The 15,038-nt window shown below is 61.3% G+C and carries 6 protein-coding genes; 4 read left to right on the top strand and 2 right to left on the bottom strand.

Going from position 1 to position 15,038, the window contains the following annotated elements; all coding sequences use genetic code 11:
• Nucleotides 1–105 precede the first annotated feature (105 nt).
• Nucleotides 106–3,816 carry a methionine synthase gene (gene metH, locus E4T63_RS15375; protein WP_027613709.1) on the top strand — a complete coding sequence of 1,237 codons (3,711 nt, stop codon included), beginning with the start codon at nt 106–108 and terminating at the stop codon, nt 3,814–3,816.
• Nucleotides 3,817–3,866: 50 nt separating this feature from the next.
• Here the strand turns inward: metH and E4T63_RS15380 are convergent, their stop codons facing one another.
• On the bottom strand, nt 3,867–10,883 hold the full coding sequence (locus E4T63_RS15380; protein WP_135295921.1) for an NEL-type E3 ubiquitin ligase domain-containing protein: 7,017 nt from the start codon (nt 10,881–10,883) through the stop codon (nt 3,867–3,869).
• A gap of 177 nt (nt 10,884–11,060) precedes the next feature.
• Here E4T63_RS15380 and E4T63_RS15385 point away from each other — a divergent pair, with 177 nt between their 5' ends.
• Entirely contained in the window at nt 11,061–11,279 is a 219-nt protein-coding gene (locus tag E4T63_RS15385) for a DUF2970 domain-containing protein (protein ID WP_007967863.1), read from the top strand.
• A 6-nt stretch (nt 11,280–11,285) separates the two neighbouring features.
• Here the strand turns inward: E4T63_RS15385 and E4T63_RS15390 are convergent, their stop codons facing one another.
• Nucleotides 11,286–12,359, bottom strand: coding sequence for an ABC transporter substrate-binding protein (locus E4T63_RS15390; protein WP_135295922.1), 1,074 nt, complete (start codon nt 12,357–12,359; stop codon nt 11,286–11,288).
• 524 nt (nt 12,360–12,883) lie between these two features.
• Between E4T63_RS15390 and E4T63_RS15395 the strand changes: the two genes are divergently transcribed.
• Nucleotides 12,884–14,542: a nitrite/sulfite reductase gene (locus E4T63_RS15395; RefSeq protein WP_123586535.1), complete on the top strand. Its 1,659-nt coding sequence runs from the start codon at nt 12,884–12,886 to the stop codon at nt 14,540–14,542.
• Nucleotides 14,526–15,020 (top strand): DUF934 domain-containing protein, encoded by a 495-nt coding sequence (locus tag E4T63_RS15400; protein ID WP_098964198.1) that lies wholly within the window; start codon nt 14,526–14,528, stop codon nt 15,018–15,020. Before E4T63_RS15395 ends, E4T63_RS15400 begins: the two co-directional genes overlap by 17 nt.
• Nucleotides 15,021–15,038: the final 18 nt, after the last annotated feature.

A 15,038-nucleotide genomic window follows, 5' to 3' on the forward strand; every position in this document is an offset into this window, starting at 1 on the left:
TCGTACCAACATGAACGATATTCATGCAAAAGCAGCACGTGCTCCAAAAGCGCACAGGTTTGTTATGATCCCGGCCCTTCGTCATGGTCTTTTCGAGTAGTCCCAATGTCCGATCGCAGCGTCCGCCTTCAAGCTCTCAAGCAAGCCCTCAAAGAGCGCATCCTGATTCTCGACGGCGGCATGGGCACGATGATCCAGAGCTACAAGCTCGAGGAGCAGGATTATCGCGGCAAACGCTTCGCTGACTGGCCGAGTGACGTCAAGGGCAACAACGACCTGCTGGTGATTACCCGTCCGGACGTGATCGGCGGCATCGAAAAGGCTTATCTGGATGCCGGCGCCGACATTCTGGAAACCAACACCTTCAACGCCACGCGCATTTCCATGGCCGACTACGGCATGGAAGAGCTGGCGTACGAATTAAACGTAGAAGGCGCACGACTGGCGCGCAAGGTGGCCGACGCCAAGACCGCCGAGAACCCGGACAAGCCGCGTTTCGTCGCCGGCGTGCTCGGCCCGACCAGCCGCACCTGCTCGCTGTCGCCAGACGTGAACAACCCCGGCTACCGCAACGTCACCTTCGATGAACTGGTGGAGAACTACACCGAGGCCACCAAGGGCCTGATCGAGGGCGGCGTCGACCTGATCCTGATCGAAACCATCTTCGACACCCTCAACGCCAAAGCCGCGATCTTCGCCGTGCAAGGGGTGTTCGAAGAGCTGCACATCGAACTGCCGATCATGATTTCCGGGACCATCACCGATGCGTCCGGCCGCACCCTGTCGGGCCAGACCACCGAAGCGTTCTGGAACTCCGTTGCCCACGCCAAGCCGATCTCGGTCGGCCTCAACTGCGCCCTCGGCGCCAGTGAGCTGCGCCCATACCTGGAAGAGCTGTCGAACAAGGCCAGCACTCACGTTTCCGCGCACCCGAACGCCGGTTTGCCGAATGAGTTCGGCGAGTACGACGAGTTGCCGGCGCAAACCGCCAAAGTCATCGAAGAGTTCGCCCAGAGCGGCTTCCTCAATATCGTCGGCGGCTGCTGCGGCACCACCCCGGGCCACATCGAAGCCATCGCCAAGGCCGTGGCCGGTTACGCACCGCGGCAGATTCCGGACATCCCCAAGGCCTGCCGCCTCTCGGGCCTGGAACCGTTCACCATCGATCGCAGCTCGTTGTTCGTCAACGTCGGCGAGCGCACCAACATCACCGGTTCCGCCAAGTTCGCCCGTCTGATCCGTGAAGACAACTACACCGAAGCCCTGGAAGTCGCCCTGCAGCAGGTCGAGGCCGGCGCGCAGGTGATCGACATCAACATGGACGAAGGCATGCTCGATTCGAAGAAGGCCATGGTGACCTTCCTCAATCTGATCGCCGGGGAACCGGACATCTCCCGCGTACCGATCATGATCGACTCCTCGAAATGGGAAGTGATCGAAGCCGGTCTGAAGTGCATTCAGGGCAAGGGCATCGTCAACTCGATCAGCATGAAAGAAGGCGTCGAGCAATTCATCCATCACGCCAAGCTGTGCAAACGCTACGGCGCTGCGGTGGTGGTGATGGCGTTCGACGAAGCCGGCCAGGCCGACACCGAAGCGCGCAAGAAAGAAATCTGCAAACGCTCCTACGACATTCTGGTCAACGAAGTCGGCTTCCCGCCGGAAGACATCATCTTCGACCCGAACATCTTCGCCGTGGCCACCGGCATCGAAGAACACAACAACTACGCTGTGGACTTCATCAACGCCTGTGCCTACATCCGCGACGAGCTGCCGTATGCGCTGAGTTCCGGCGGCGTGTCCAACGTGTCGTTCTCGTTCCGTGGCAACAACCCGGTGCGTGAAGCGATTCACTCGGTGTTCCTGCTGTACGCGATCCGCGCCGGCCTGACCATGGGTATCGTCAACGCCGGTCAGCTGGAAATCTACGACCAGATCCCGCAGGAGCTGCGTGACGCCGTCGAAGACGTGATCCTCAACCGCACACCGGAAGGCACCGACGCCCTCCTCGCCATCGCCGACAAGTACAAGGGCGACGGCAGCGTCAAGGAAGCCGAGACCGAAGAGTGGCGCAGCTGGGACGTCAACAAGCGTCTGGAGCATGCGCTGGTCAAGGGCATCACCACGCACATCGTCGAAGACACCGAAGAGTCGCGCCAGTCGTTCGCCCGCCCGATCGAAGTCATCGAAGGCCCGCTGATGTCCGGCATGAACATCGTCGGCGACCTGTTCGGCGCCGGCAAAATGTTCCTGCCGCAGGTGGTGAAATCCGCCCGCGTGATGAAGCAAGCCGTGGCGCATTTGATCCCGTTCATCGAACTGGAAAAAGGCGACAAGCCGGAAGCCAAGGGCAAGATCCTGATGGCCACGGTAAAAGGCGACGTGCACGACATCGGCAAGAACATCGTCGGCGTGGTGCTGGGTTGCAACGGCTATGACATCGTCGACCTCGGCGTGATGGTCCCGGCGGAGAAAATCCTCCAGGTCGCCAAGGAAGAAAAGTGCGACATCATCGGCCTGTCTGGCCTGATCACCCCGTCGCTGGACGAGATGGTCCACGTCGCCCGTGAAATGCAGCGTCAGGATTTCCATCTGCCGTTGATGATTGGTGGCGCGACCACCTCCAAGGCGCACACCGCCGTGAAGATCGAGCCGAAGTACAGCAACGATGCGGTGGTCTACGTGACCGACGCCTCGCGTGCGGTCGGTGTCGCGACGCAGTTGCTGTCCAAGGAACTCAAGGCCGGTTTCGTCGAGAAGACCCGTCTGGAATACGTCGATGTGCGTGAGCGCACCGCCAACCGCAGCGCCCGTACCGAGCGCCTGAGCTACGCGGCGGCGATTGCCAAGAAGCCACAGTTCGACTGGGCCAACTACACGCCGGTCAAACCGACTTTCACCGGCACCCGCGTACTGGACAACATCGACCTCAACGTTCTGGCCGAGTACATCGACTGGACGCCGTTCTTCATCTCCTGGGACCTGGCCGGCAAATTCCCGCGCATCCTCGAAGACGAAGTGGTCGGTGAAGCCGCCACCGCGCTGTACAAGGACGCGCGCGAGATGCTCACCAAGCTGATCGACGAAAAGCTGATCAGCGCCCGTGCAGTGTTCGGTTTCTGGCCGGCCAATCAGGTGCATGACGACGACATCGAACTGTACGGCGATGACGGCAAGCCCATGGCGCGCCTGCATCACCTGCGCCAGCAGATCATCAAGACCGACGGCAAACCAAACTTCTCGCTGGCCGACTTCGTTGCACCGAAAGACAGCGAAGTGACTGACTACGTCGGTGGTTTCATCACCACCGCCGGCATCGGCGCCGAAGAAGTCGCCAAGGCCTATCAGGATGCTGGCGACGACTACAACTCGATCATGGTCAAGGCACTGGCCGACCGTCTGGCCGAAGCCTGCGCCGAATGGCTGCACCAGCAAGTGCGCAAAGAGCACTGGGGTTACGCCAAGGATGAGGTGCTGGACAACGACGCGCTGATCAAAGAACAGTACTCCGGTATCCGTCCGGCACCGGGTTATCCGGCCTGCCCGGATCACACCGAGAAAGCCACGTTGTTCACCCTGCTCGATCCTGAAGCCAGCGAAATGCGTGCCGGGCGCAGCGGCGTGTTCCTTACCGAGCATTACGCGATGTTCCCGGCGGCAGCGGTCAGCGGCTGGTACTTCGCCCATCCGCAGGCGCAATACTTCGCAGTCGGCAAGGTCGACAAGGATCAGGTGCAGAGCTACACCTCGCGCAAAGGTCAGGAACTGAGCGTGACCGAGCGCTGGCTGGCGCCGAACCTCGGTTACGACGAATAAGCGCAACGGTCAGTCCCCGAACCTCCCGGGGACTGACCGTTCAGCGGGTTTTACCCGCCTGACATTTGCCCGGACGTACCGGGCATTTGTGCGTTGCCGGCAGACAAACCGATCCGTTCGATCTCCTCTCGCGACAATTCGATGAGCCTGGCATTTCGCGCGGCCGCCTGGTCGAACAACCTGCTCAGATACAGCGGATCGTCAGCACTCAGACCTTCGTCCTCGCCCTCCTCCATCAACTGCAGTTCATCCATTTGCCGGAACGCCTCGGGCTGCTGCTCCTTGAGATAGTCCAGCCAGTAATCGCGCTGGATCAGGTCCTCCAGAAATCTCTCGGAGCGTTCCGCGCTGACCACTTCGGCCCGCGCATTGACCAACTGCTGCGGGGTGACACCGGAGGCAAATTTCATGTTTTTCGGCTGCCCGGGCAATTCCAGTCCATCGTCCCAGCCCCCGGTCAGACCGATCCGGTAACCGAGGCGGACTTCGGCTTCGTCGAAACCACTGCGCGCCGCCGCCGCTTTTGCCAGCTCATCGACCTTGTCCAGCCGAAACAGCTGCCGCGACAGCGACAACAAGGCCTCGCCGCGGATTCCCGGACGGCCGGCCGGCAAATCGAGCAAGGCGTTGTAAGTGAAGACCTTGCCCTCCAGACCACTGAACGTAAGGATGCGCCCGTCCACGCAAGTCCCGTGTGTGGCCGAGCCGGCGAAAATCACCTCGCGCAGCTCACTGTTGGCCGCCGCCGCTTCCATGACCATCCACACCCGTCGGGTCAGATCGGCGTTGGCCACGCGAAACTCCTGGGTGTCCTGCAATCGGTCAAGCAAATGGAAGAATGCCGCGCTATCCGGTTCGGCAGCGAGTTGATCCCAGAGTTTGTCGCGTGCCAACGCCTGCTCCGCCGGCAGATTCGCCAGCCACGGTGCTTTCTGTTGCGCATGGGCCTGTTCGCCCGGGAGGGTTTCGTCGGACTCGATGCTGTCGGTGGTTTCACTCAGCCCGCCGGCAACGTCGTCAGCCATTTCCTCCAGATCGGAACTGGAAAAACCGAGCACTCGCGGGCGGTTACCCGCAGCCTGATAGGTTCTGAGCCTTTCGAGGGATTCCTCCGAGAGGTTGTAGTTGTCAGTCAGGTCGGTACCGTCCATCAGCTCATCGTGCTCACCGTCCAGCGCCTGTTCGGGGATGGCGGTGATGTCGTTGCGACTGAGGTTGAGTGTCCGCAGGTGCTGGGCATCCAGCGTCCCGGCCGGCCATTCGGCCAGGTTGTTGTTGCGCAGATCCAGACTTTGCAAATGCTCGAAATAGCTGACGTCGAACGCATCAAGATGGTTGTAGCCCAGGTCCAGTGCCTGCAGATGCTGCAGACCGGACAGCGCGGCATACAGATGCTCGGTGTCACTGAAGTTGTTGCTGGCAAGCTCGAGTCGCTCAAGCTCCGGCATTTGCCGGACGGCATCAGGCAGCGCGGTGAGCTCATTGCCATTGAGGGTCAGACTGCGCAGGCGGGTGAAAGCCTTGAGAAAGCCGTTGCTGCCCTCGGCCGTCACTCGTGTGCCTGTCAGGTTCAAACTGCCGACATGCCCAAAGTCCTCAGGCAGCGGCGGCAGATCGCCCAATTGCAGGCCGTTGAGATCCAGAACCGCATCGCCCCCGGCAACCGATAACCGTGCGCGCCAGCAGGTGAGGATGCGCCACGCCGCCAGGCTGCGTGATTGCGAGGAGATAACCCAATCGACGCCACGGGTTTCCCGGGTATACAGCCAGCCATTGAGTTGGCGAACGAGGGTTTCAAAGGTCTGACTCCAACCGGTGATCCGCTCGCCGATCTGCACTTCGGTCGCACCCTCATTGCGCAGCGCCTCGATCATTTGCGTGGCTTGTTCATCGCTAAGGGCCGGCTGCACTCGCTGCAGGTCCTGGCGCATCCGTGTCAGCCCGGTACTGACCGGTGCCTGCGTCAGCGGCAGCAACTGGCGGGCCACTGATACACCGTTCTCCGCCGGCGGAAAAGTCGCCGGCACTGGCTGCCGGGCAAACGCATCCAGCGCGCCGGCAGGCAGGCCGAGGGTGTCTTCGAGCCGCCGTTGCGCCAGACGCAGTTCAGCCGACGCCGCGGCGGTCAGCGGCGTACCGGTCAGGTTGGTATTGAGCAGTGCGGTGCTCTCGAGCACGGCAGGCGGCAGCGTGCTGATACGGGTGTCGCGCAGATCCAGCCACGCCAGTTGCGGCAGACCATCGGCCCCTGTCGGCCACTGTTGCAGGTGCGTTGCCTGCAGGTCGAGGGCCTTCAAGCGCTGCAGGCTGCCAACGTTCATCTCGCTCAGCGGATTGTTCCGCAGATTCAACTGTTCGAGCGCAGGCAATTCACTCAATCCGCGCTCCAGGCCTGAAGCGTCGGTCAACTGGTTGTCGGCCAGATCCAGGTGCACCAGGCGCGAAAGGCTTTGCGACTCGATCGGCCATTCGTGCAAGGCATTGTCACTCAGATCAAGGGTTCGTACTTCGCTGAACGCACTGAGGAAACCGCGCATCTGCACGGCTGCAACGCGCTGGCCACTGAGCAGCAGCGTGCGTACATGCGCAAATGCGTCAGCGGGTAATGCCGGCAGTTCGCTGAGCATCAGCCCCGACAAGTCCAGGGTCGAAGCACTGATGGTCGCGCCGTAGCGTTTGAACATGCCCTTGCGCCAACTGGTTTTCAGGACATGGGCCAGGTTTGATCGCGCGACGAGTTCGCGCAGCGATTCTTCCGACACCACCACGCGCTGCTGCCACTGATTGAGCTGGCTATCCAGCGCAGCATATTGATCGCTCAAGGCATTGATCGCGGTGAAACGCTGCTGCTCGTCCGGCCATTGCTCGAAGAAACGATTGAACACCCCCTCGGGTGATTGATTCACGCCCTCGCCCAGGCGCCGCAACTCGCCACGGCAATAATCCCTGACCATCGTTTCTCGATCGATCAGGTGTTCTGGATGAGTCTTGACGTATTCGTACACGCCCGTGAAGTTTTCCCGGGAGAATCTTGACCAGTCCAGCGACAGCCCCGACCAGAGTTTTCCATGCCCCTGCAACAGTGTTGCCGGCACGGTGCTGATTCCGGTGTCCCTGAGGTTCAGACGCTCCAGGGCCGGTAAATCCAGCGCACCCGCAGGCCAGTCGAACAATGAATAGGCGACGATTTCCAGTGTGCGCAGATTACGCATGCCGCTGACGTCGAAAGCCAGCGGCTGATAGCTCGAGGTGCTGACACTCAAAGCTTCCAGCCGGGTCAATTGAGCCAGGCGTGCCGGCATATCGGCGGCATAGGGCATTGCGCTGTAAAGCGTCAGGTCAGTGAATTCCGGCAGGTTCTGCAACACCGCCGGCACGTTGGTGAACGCTTCTGCGGTGGCGTTGATGCGCAGCGACTTGAGCCTGGGGAAACTGCCCAACAGTTCATCGACGTTGGCATCGGTGATGCACCGCCCCCTGACTCGCAGATCGCGCACATGCGAGAAGTCCGCCGTCAGCACCGGTAGCGGATCATCGCAGGTCAGATCGAGGCGTGCGGCACTCGCGTGACTATCGGCCAGCGGCGAATTGCGCCAGCTCTGCTTGAAGCTGCGCACCACGCTGGATCGACCGCCGATCATCGACTCCAGCGTCGGCTCCGGGGCCGGCACACCTTCCCATTGCGCCAGCGTCGATTCGAGCTCCTGCCATTCACGCAGGCGCCTTTGCAACAGTTCGTAGATCTGTGCGTCAGTCCGCCCAGCGGCCAATTGTTTGAGGATGAACCCGCCCGCCTGCTGATCGGTGAGCGCCGGATACACATCCTGCACACGCGTCACCAGCAACGGGTTGACGCCTTCGCCGCGACCGCTGGCGTAGTACCCCAGCCCATGCTGGCGTACCCGCACCGGCGCCTTGAAGCGCTTCTTGTGGCCATGGCGTCTGCTCGCCAGTCGAGCCAGTTCCGCACGGTGTCGGGCCACATACCGGATCAGTGCCCGCCGCAGTCCGGCGCTACGCGCAACCTGGGTAAAACCCAGGGCCTGTCGCGACTGGTCGGGCAAGGCATGGAGGATTGAGGCAAAAAAGTTGTCGCCGTGACGCGGAATGCTGTTCAGCTCTTCGCCGCGCTCGTTGTACGCCTGATAGACCGGCCCGCGCTTGACCAGATACTTGGTTTGGCCGGCACTTTCGCTGCCAATACTGTCAATCAACGGCCCGTCGAGGCTGCCTTCGCGCACCTCGAGACGCACCTCGTCCGACCAGCCCGGCAGTCGTTCCAGGGCGCGCAAGGCCAGCCATTGGCTTTCGCTGCCGCCGGAATTCTCCATGTGCAGGCCGGCGACCGCGTGGTTGAAGCGGCGTTGCCGGGCAAATTCACGGGAGATCTCCAGCAGCCGCAACGGCACCCGCTTGCTGCTTTGCAGGCGCGCCAGCTCCTCGGCGTTCGCCTCCAGCAGCACGCGGATTGCCGCCGAACTGCCCAACCCCGGTGTCGCGGCTTGCAGCCTGGCGATTCGCCGGTCGTTCAACGCGGGCTCGTCATAGAGCCTGTCGAACATCGCCGGTTGCCGGGTGCGCAGGTAATCGGCGATCTGTTTGCGCAGTTCCAGCGACCGCGATTCGACCACACGCGCCGGCTCGGCGCCCAGCAGCCAACGTGTTTGCGGCTCATCCAGCGCGGCCAGAATACGCTCAGGCAATTGGCCGTCGAGCACTTCGGCGCGGGTCACCTGGATCGGTGTATGCGTCTGGCCCTCGATTGAGCCCGATTCCGCGCCGAACAGCCGGCTGGGACCCGACAACTGCGCTCCGTCGAAGACTTGCAGAATCTTTCCGCTCGGCCAGCGCGGCATTTGCGTGAGCATTGGCAGCGTCAACAGATACGAATCATCCAAGGGGGTTCCTCGTTCGACCTGATCGATCAGCCGCCCGACCTGCTGATCCGCCTCGTACAGGCGCAGCGTATCGGCCAGGGCCAGTGGCGCTGGCTGATGCTCGAGGTGCATCTGACGCAGGGCCTCATCACTGACACCACTGACATCGGCTATTTCGAGCAGTTGCGCATCCGAAAACGCCTCAGTCGAATGCCCGATGCGCCGCAGCAGGGTCAGTCGATCCCAGCTCAGCGGTCGCTCCAGGTTGTGGCGCCAGGCCCCTAGTCGATTGTGCTCAAGGATCGGTTGATACGCCGCCGGATCATGCGGGTTGCGGATGCGCCAGCTTTTCAGGGTCTCGTCGTAGTGCGTCTGGTAGACCTTGCCCTGCTGGCGAATGAAGGTCTTGCCGTCGAATCGATACACGCCCTGCGCATCGGGCACGGCACTCGCCGGCAGGACACTGTCGCTGACATAAGCGTCGAGGTCAGGCTTCCACAGGCGGACCGAGCCATCAGGTCGTTCGACCGGCTGCAAGTGCTCGATCACCGGCTCGGCGGAGGCCGCCTGAAGTCGGCCTGCGCCCTTGCCCACCGCGCCCATCACGCCAATCAGCGCCAGGTTCTGCGCCACATCGACCAGATGCGCCTTGGCAGCCTGGCGATCACCTTCCGACCATTCGATGGCGCCTTCGAATGATTCATAGAGCAGTTGCCCGGCCATCACGGTCATCATGATTTCGCCCAGTACCGGGACGAACATCGACACCATATTCAACGCCATCATGCCGAGCTCGAGCAGATGACTGAGTTTTTCTGCGCGTACCCGGGCATCGACATCCGCAGTGGGGACGGCGTGGGCCCGCGCATCGGCGATGAATTTGGCCCGGTGCTGTTCGTAGAGGTATTGCCCCAGATCGGTGTTGTCGGCCCAGATCCCGGCCACGCCTTTGCGCGTGGTCGGCAACGGGTCGAGAAACGGGTCAGGCTGCGGCTCGCGCTTGCCGGGGGTTTCGGGTGGCAGCTCCTTGATTCGCGCGATGGTCGACAGTGGCGGTATCAGCTGCGCGACCTTGACCCAGATCGAATGCAGCGGGTCACTCGGCGAGTCCGCAGCCTTTTGGGTGAACTGACTGAAATAGTAAGGACGGTCGGCATAGGCCACGAACTGACTGAAAAACTGCTGGTAAGCCGTCGGGCCTGGCGCGGAAGCCGTAGGGTCAGCAGCGGTGAACTTGCCTTTGAACACCTCACGCATCTGCGCCATGGTGTAGCGCTTGAGCGGGTGTTGTGGGTCATGGGGAATGTAGACGATGAACTCGTTGGTATAGCGGTAGCGCTCGCTGATGCTGAACACCACGCAACCGGTCATCCGCCGCTTCATCAGGCTCAGATCACGAAACCACACGGCCTTGCCGCCGAGTTGCGGATAGATCTGGCCGTCCACCACCGACAGAATCATCCGGTAGTCGGCGGGTTCGATGTCCTGTTTCAGCAGCGCCCATTCAGCGGCGGCACGCAACGCGGTTTTCTGGCTGGCAATGAAGTGCCGGCGCAAGGTGTCGGTTTTCTCGAAAAACGCTTTGATCCTTGCCTGATAACGGGCACCGACGTCCAGCGAACGACACAGCGTCAGAAACTGCCCGACCGTTATGCCGATGTCTACTGCCTGAAACTCGCCCGGAGTCGCCGTCTCGACCACGAAACCGGATCTGGCGTGATAGGCACCTGCTTCACATTCCGAAGCCTCGAAGTTGTGCAATGCCGCTTGCAGCAAGGGCAGCTTCAACACTTCGAACGTGGAAACTTCAACTTCCAGCACCCCGAGTTCGAGGGGCCGTCTGAGACACAGCAAGGTTTTGCCGAGATCGACCGTGACGTTGAACTGATCCTTGAGTGCCTTGCCGAGCAACGCCTGGGCAAATGCATCGACGCTTTCAAGGCCGGCCATGGTCTTGTCGAGTCGGCTCTGGGCGACAAAGGCCGCCGTGACCCGCTCTTTCAAGGCTTGTTGCTGATCAATCGGGAAATGGTGATAGCCGTGCGCTGGCCGGGTACTGGCTGCTTTCATCGCGGCTCGCCGTGCGGGCGAAGCGGCAATCAGCCAATCGGGGATCAGCTGCTCCAGCAGCTTGCCGTGAAGGCTGGCGCTGACCGGCGCGCGGGGCAATGTCGGGGGATGAGTGGACATCCTGTCTCTCCTGAAAAATGGGAGGACAGGACACCATGTCCGCCACGGTGATCTGCGGTACATAGTTATCGTATCGGCATGGACGTGTTACCGGACAAGTCTGGAACCCGCGTGCGACCACGGCACAACCCGCTGGATTGACTATGCTATCGGGACAGCCTTTCGGACGGGGGATTTATGGACGATCCAGTCGACAACAAGCCACCGAGCTTCTGGCAGATGCTGCACAGCGTGATGGCTGCGGCATTCGGCGTGCAAAGCGGGAAGAACCGGGCAAGGGACTTCACCCATGGCAAGCCCAGCCATTTCGTGATCCTGGGGATCGGCTTCACCGCCGTGTTCGCTTTGACGCTGTTTGTCATCGTCAAGCTGGTACTGCATTTCGCCGGGGTCTGACGGGGTTCAGTGCATCAGGATCTGCAGGCTGAACGGGTAGCGATACGACGTGGGGTGGCCCTTGGCCGACAACTTGCGAAAACTCACGCCGTAATCCGGCGACGCGCCCATGGCCAGCATTTGCTGTGCCTGATGCTTGTCGATCAGTTGCAGCAGCGACAATTGCCGGTCACGTCCGCCAAAACGATCCAGATCGACGCCCTGCTCATAATCGTGCAACTCCACCAGCGCCCACCCGCCGAGAGTGAAGTGACCGCCCACCAGCGCGCTCAAGCGCCCGTCGACCACCGCCTGCAGCGCCTCGGGTGAGGTATTGACCGCGCTGAACAGCACATCCTTGCCAGGGACTTTGCCGGCTTCGGCAAACGCATGCATGGCGCCGAAGGCCATTTCATCATTGGCTGCCCACACCAGCGACACCTTCGGATAACGGCTGACCAGTTGCCGCGCCTGCTCGTAGGCACGTTGCCGGGTCCAGCCGCTGTACACCAGTTGCCGCAGTCGTACCTGCGGATACTCGGCCAAGGCGCGTTGCATGCCCTGCTCGCGCAATTGCGCTGACGGGGTGATCTTCAGGCCGGAAAACGCCAGTACTTCAATCTGTTCGCCCCGCGCCACCGGCGGATGCAGGCGAATCAGTTCCTTCATCATCAGGTAGCCGCCCTCCTCGTCATTCGGCACCAGGCTGCCGATGCGATCGGCACGCTCGCCGATCAGCGCCTGCTGATCGGGGGTGAGCACCGCGTTGACCATGAACAGCTTGACCCCGCTGCCCTCCGCCATGCGCAGGATCTGCGGCGCCACGTACTGCTCGTTGACGAATACCAGATAGTCGGGACGATTCGGTCCCTGCAGGGCAACTCTGGCCTGAGCCAGGGTGAATTCCGGCTGACGCTGGGAATAGAGAATCTGCAAATCGACGCCCAGGTCGCGGGCGGCCGCCTGCATGAATTGCGAGTAGCTGACCCAGAAGGCTTCCTGAGTTGAACCAGGATTGAGGAACAGCACCGACTCGGCCCGGGCCGCAGAGCCGAAAACCGCACCGAACAGCAGAAGGCTGAGGTGGAAAAACTTCAACATGAATGATCCGGGCCCAAGGAAAAATGGCCGCGCATTATAGCCCTCGAACCAGCGGCTATTGACGCCTGATCCCGCTTTTTGTCCGACAATCGTCGGAAGCGGACCCGGATCGGTCGTTTACTGATGACTGACCCAGAATACCGCCGTCCCTACTACCAGAATAATCAGGAACAGAATGGCCCATGCATCGACACTGCTATCGCTTTTTCTTGCCTTGGTCGGATTGCTCATTGCATCGCCTCTTGTCGGTTTTATCGGTGATTGCAGAAAGACTCGATCACAGTTAAGACGATGATTGTCCCCGCGACAAATGTGGGTTAATCAACAACTATTCTCGTTAGGCGATTTGGTTCTTTACATATACTCAAACATCACTTTTGCGCATAACTGCAAACGGGTATATTGCCCCGGCTCCGTTAGGGAGTGCGCGGCCGTGCGCGCGTAATTGCCGAGGCACCATCGGACTCCAGCAAGCGAAAACGCAGCGTTTTCCGAGTAGCCCAAAGCCTGAGAACAGGACTTATATGTACGTATACGACGAGTACGATCAGCGGATCATCGAGGACCGCGTCAAGCAGTTCCGTGATCAGACCCGACGCTATCTGGCAGGCGAGCTGAGCGAAGAAGAATTCCGCCCCCTGCGCCTGCAAAATGGCCTCTACATCCAGCGTTTTGCGCCGATGTTGCGCGTGGCGGTGCCTTACGGCCAACTGACATCGCGTCAGACGCGCATGATGGCCAAGATTGCCCGTGACTACGACAAGGGCTACGCCCACATCAGTACCCGGCAGAACGTGCAGTTCAACTGGCCGGCGGTGGAAGACATCCCGGACATCCTCGCGGAACTGGCTACCGTGCAGATGCACGCGATCCAGACCAGCGGCAACTGCCTGCGCAACGTCACCACCGACCAGTTCGCCGGTGTCGCTGCCGATGAACTGATCGACCCACGCCCATGGTGCGAAATCGTCCGTCAGTGGACTACATTCCACCCGGAATTCGCCTACCTGCCGCGCAAGTTCAAGATTGCCGTCAACGGTTCGACCGCTGACCGTGCGGCTATCGAAGTCCACGACATCGGCCTTGAGCCGGTCCACAACGCCGCCGGCGAGCTGGGTTTCCGTGTGCTGGTCGGCGGTGGCCTGGGCCGTACCCCGGTGGTCGGCGCCTTCATCAACGAGTTCCTGCCGTGGCAGGACCTGTTGAGCTACCTCGACGCCATCCTGCGGGTGTACAACCGTTATGGCCGTCGCGACAACAAATACAAGGCGCGGATCAAGATCCTCGTCAAGGCGCTGACCCCTGAAGTGTTCGCGCAGAAAGTCGATGCCGAGATGGAACACCTGCGCGGTGGCCAGACCACACTGACCGAAGCCGAACTGCATCGCGTCGCCAAACACTTCGTCGATCCGGACTACAAGGCGCTGGAGAACCAGACTGCCGCCCTGGCCGAACTCGACAAAGAGCATCCGGGTTTCGCCCGCTGGCGTTCGCGCAACACCCTGGCGCACAAAAAGCCGGGCTATGTGGCCGTGACCCTGTCGCTGAAGCCGACCGGCGTTGCGCCGGGCGACATCACCGACAAGCAGCTGGACGCCGTCGCCGATCTGGCCGAGCGCTACAGCTTCGGTCAACTGCGCACGTCCCACGAGCAGAACATCATTCTCGCCGACGTCGAGCAGAGCCAGTTGTTCACCCTCTGGGGCGAGCTGCGTGAAGGCGGTTTCGCCACGCCGAACATTGGCCTGCTGACCGACATCATCTGCTGCCCGGGCGGTGATTTCTGCTCGCTGGCCAACGCCAAGTCGATCCCGATCGCCGAATCGATCCAGCGCCGTTTCGACGACCTGGACTATCTGTTCGACATCGGTGAGCTGGACCTGAACATCTCTGGTTGCATGAATGCCTGCGGTCACCACCACGTCGGCCACATCGGCATCCTCGGGGTGGACAAGAAAGGTGAAGAGTTCTACCAGGTGTCCCTCGGTGGCAGCGCCAGCCGTGACGCCAGCCTGGGCAAGATCCTCGGCCCGTCCTTCGCCCAGGACGACATGCCGGACGTGATCTCGAAGCTGATCGACGTGTACGTTGAACAACGTACCGAAGACGAGCGCTTCATCGACACCTACCAGCGTATTGGCATCGACCTCTTCAAGGAACGCGTCTATGCAGCGAATCATTAAGAACAACGAGGTGGTCGACGAAACCTGGCACTTGCTGCCCAAGGACGCGACCCTCGACGGTATCTCCAACTGCGACGACCTGATCGTGCCGCTGGCCCTGTGGCGTGATCATGCTCACGCGCTCAAGGCCCGCGACGGCGGGCTGGGTGTGTGGCTGGACGCCGATGAAGAAGCCGAGGAAATCGGTGACGACGTCGCGCAGTTCCAGGTCATCGCGCTGAACTTCCCGGCCTTCACCGATGGCCGCAACTACTCCAACGCCCGCCTGCTGCGCGACCGCTATGGTTTCAAAGGTGAACTGCGGGCGATTGGCGATGTGCTGCGCGATCAGCTGTTCTACATGCACCGTTGCGGCTTCGATGCGTTCGCCCTGCGCGCCGACAAGGACCCGTACGAGGCACTGGAAAGCCTGAAAGACTTCTCGGTGACCTACCAGGCCGCCACTGACGAACCGCTGCCGCTGTTCCGTCGCCGCTGACTCGAATACGCCTTGAGC

This window comes from Pseudomonas fluorescens (assembly GCF_004683905.1).
In the GTDB taxonomy this organism is placed as follows: domain Bacteria; phylum Pseudomonadota; class Gammaproteobacteria; order Pseudomonadales; family Pseudomonadaceae; genus Aquipseudomonas; species Aquipseudomonas putida_A.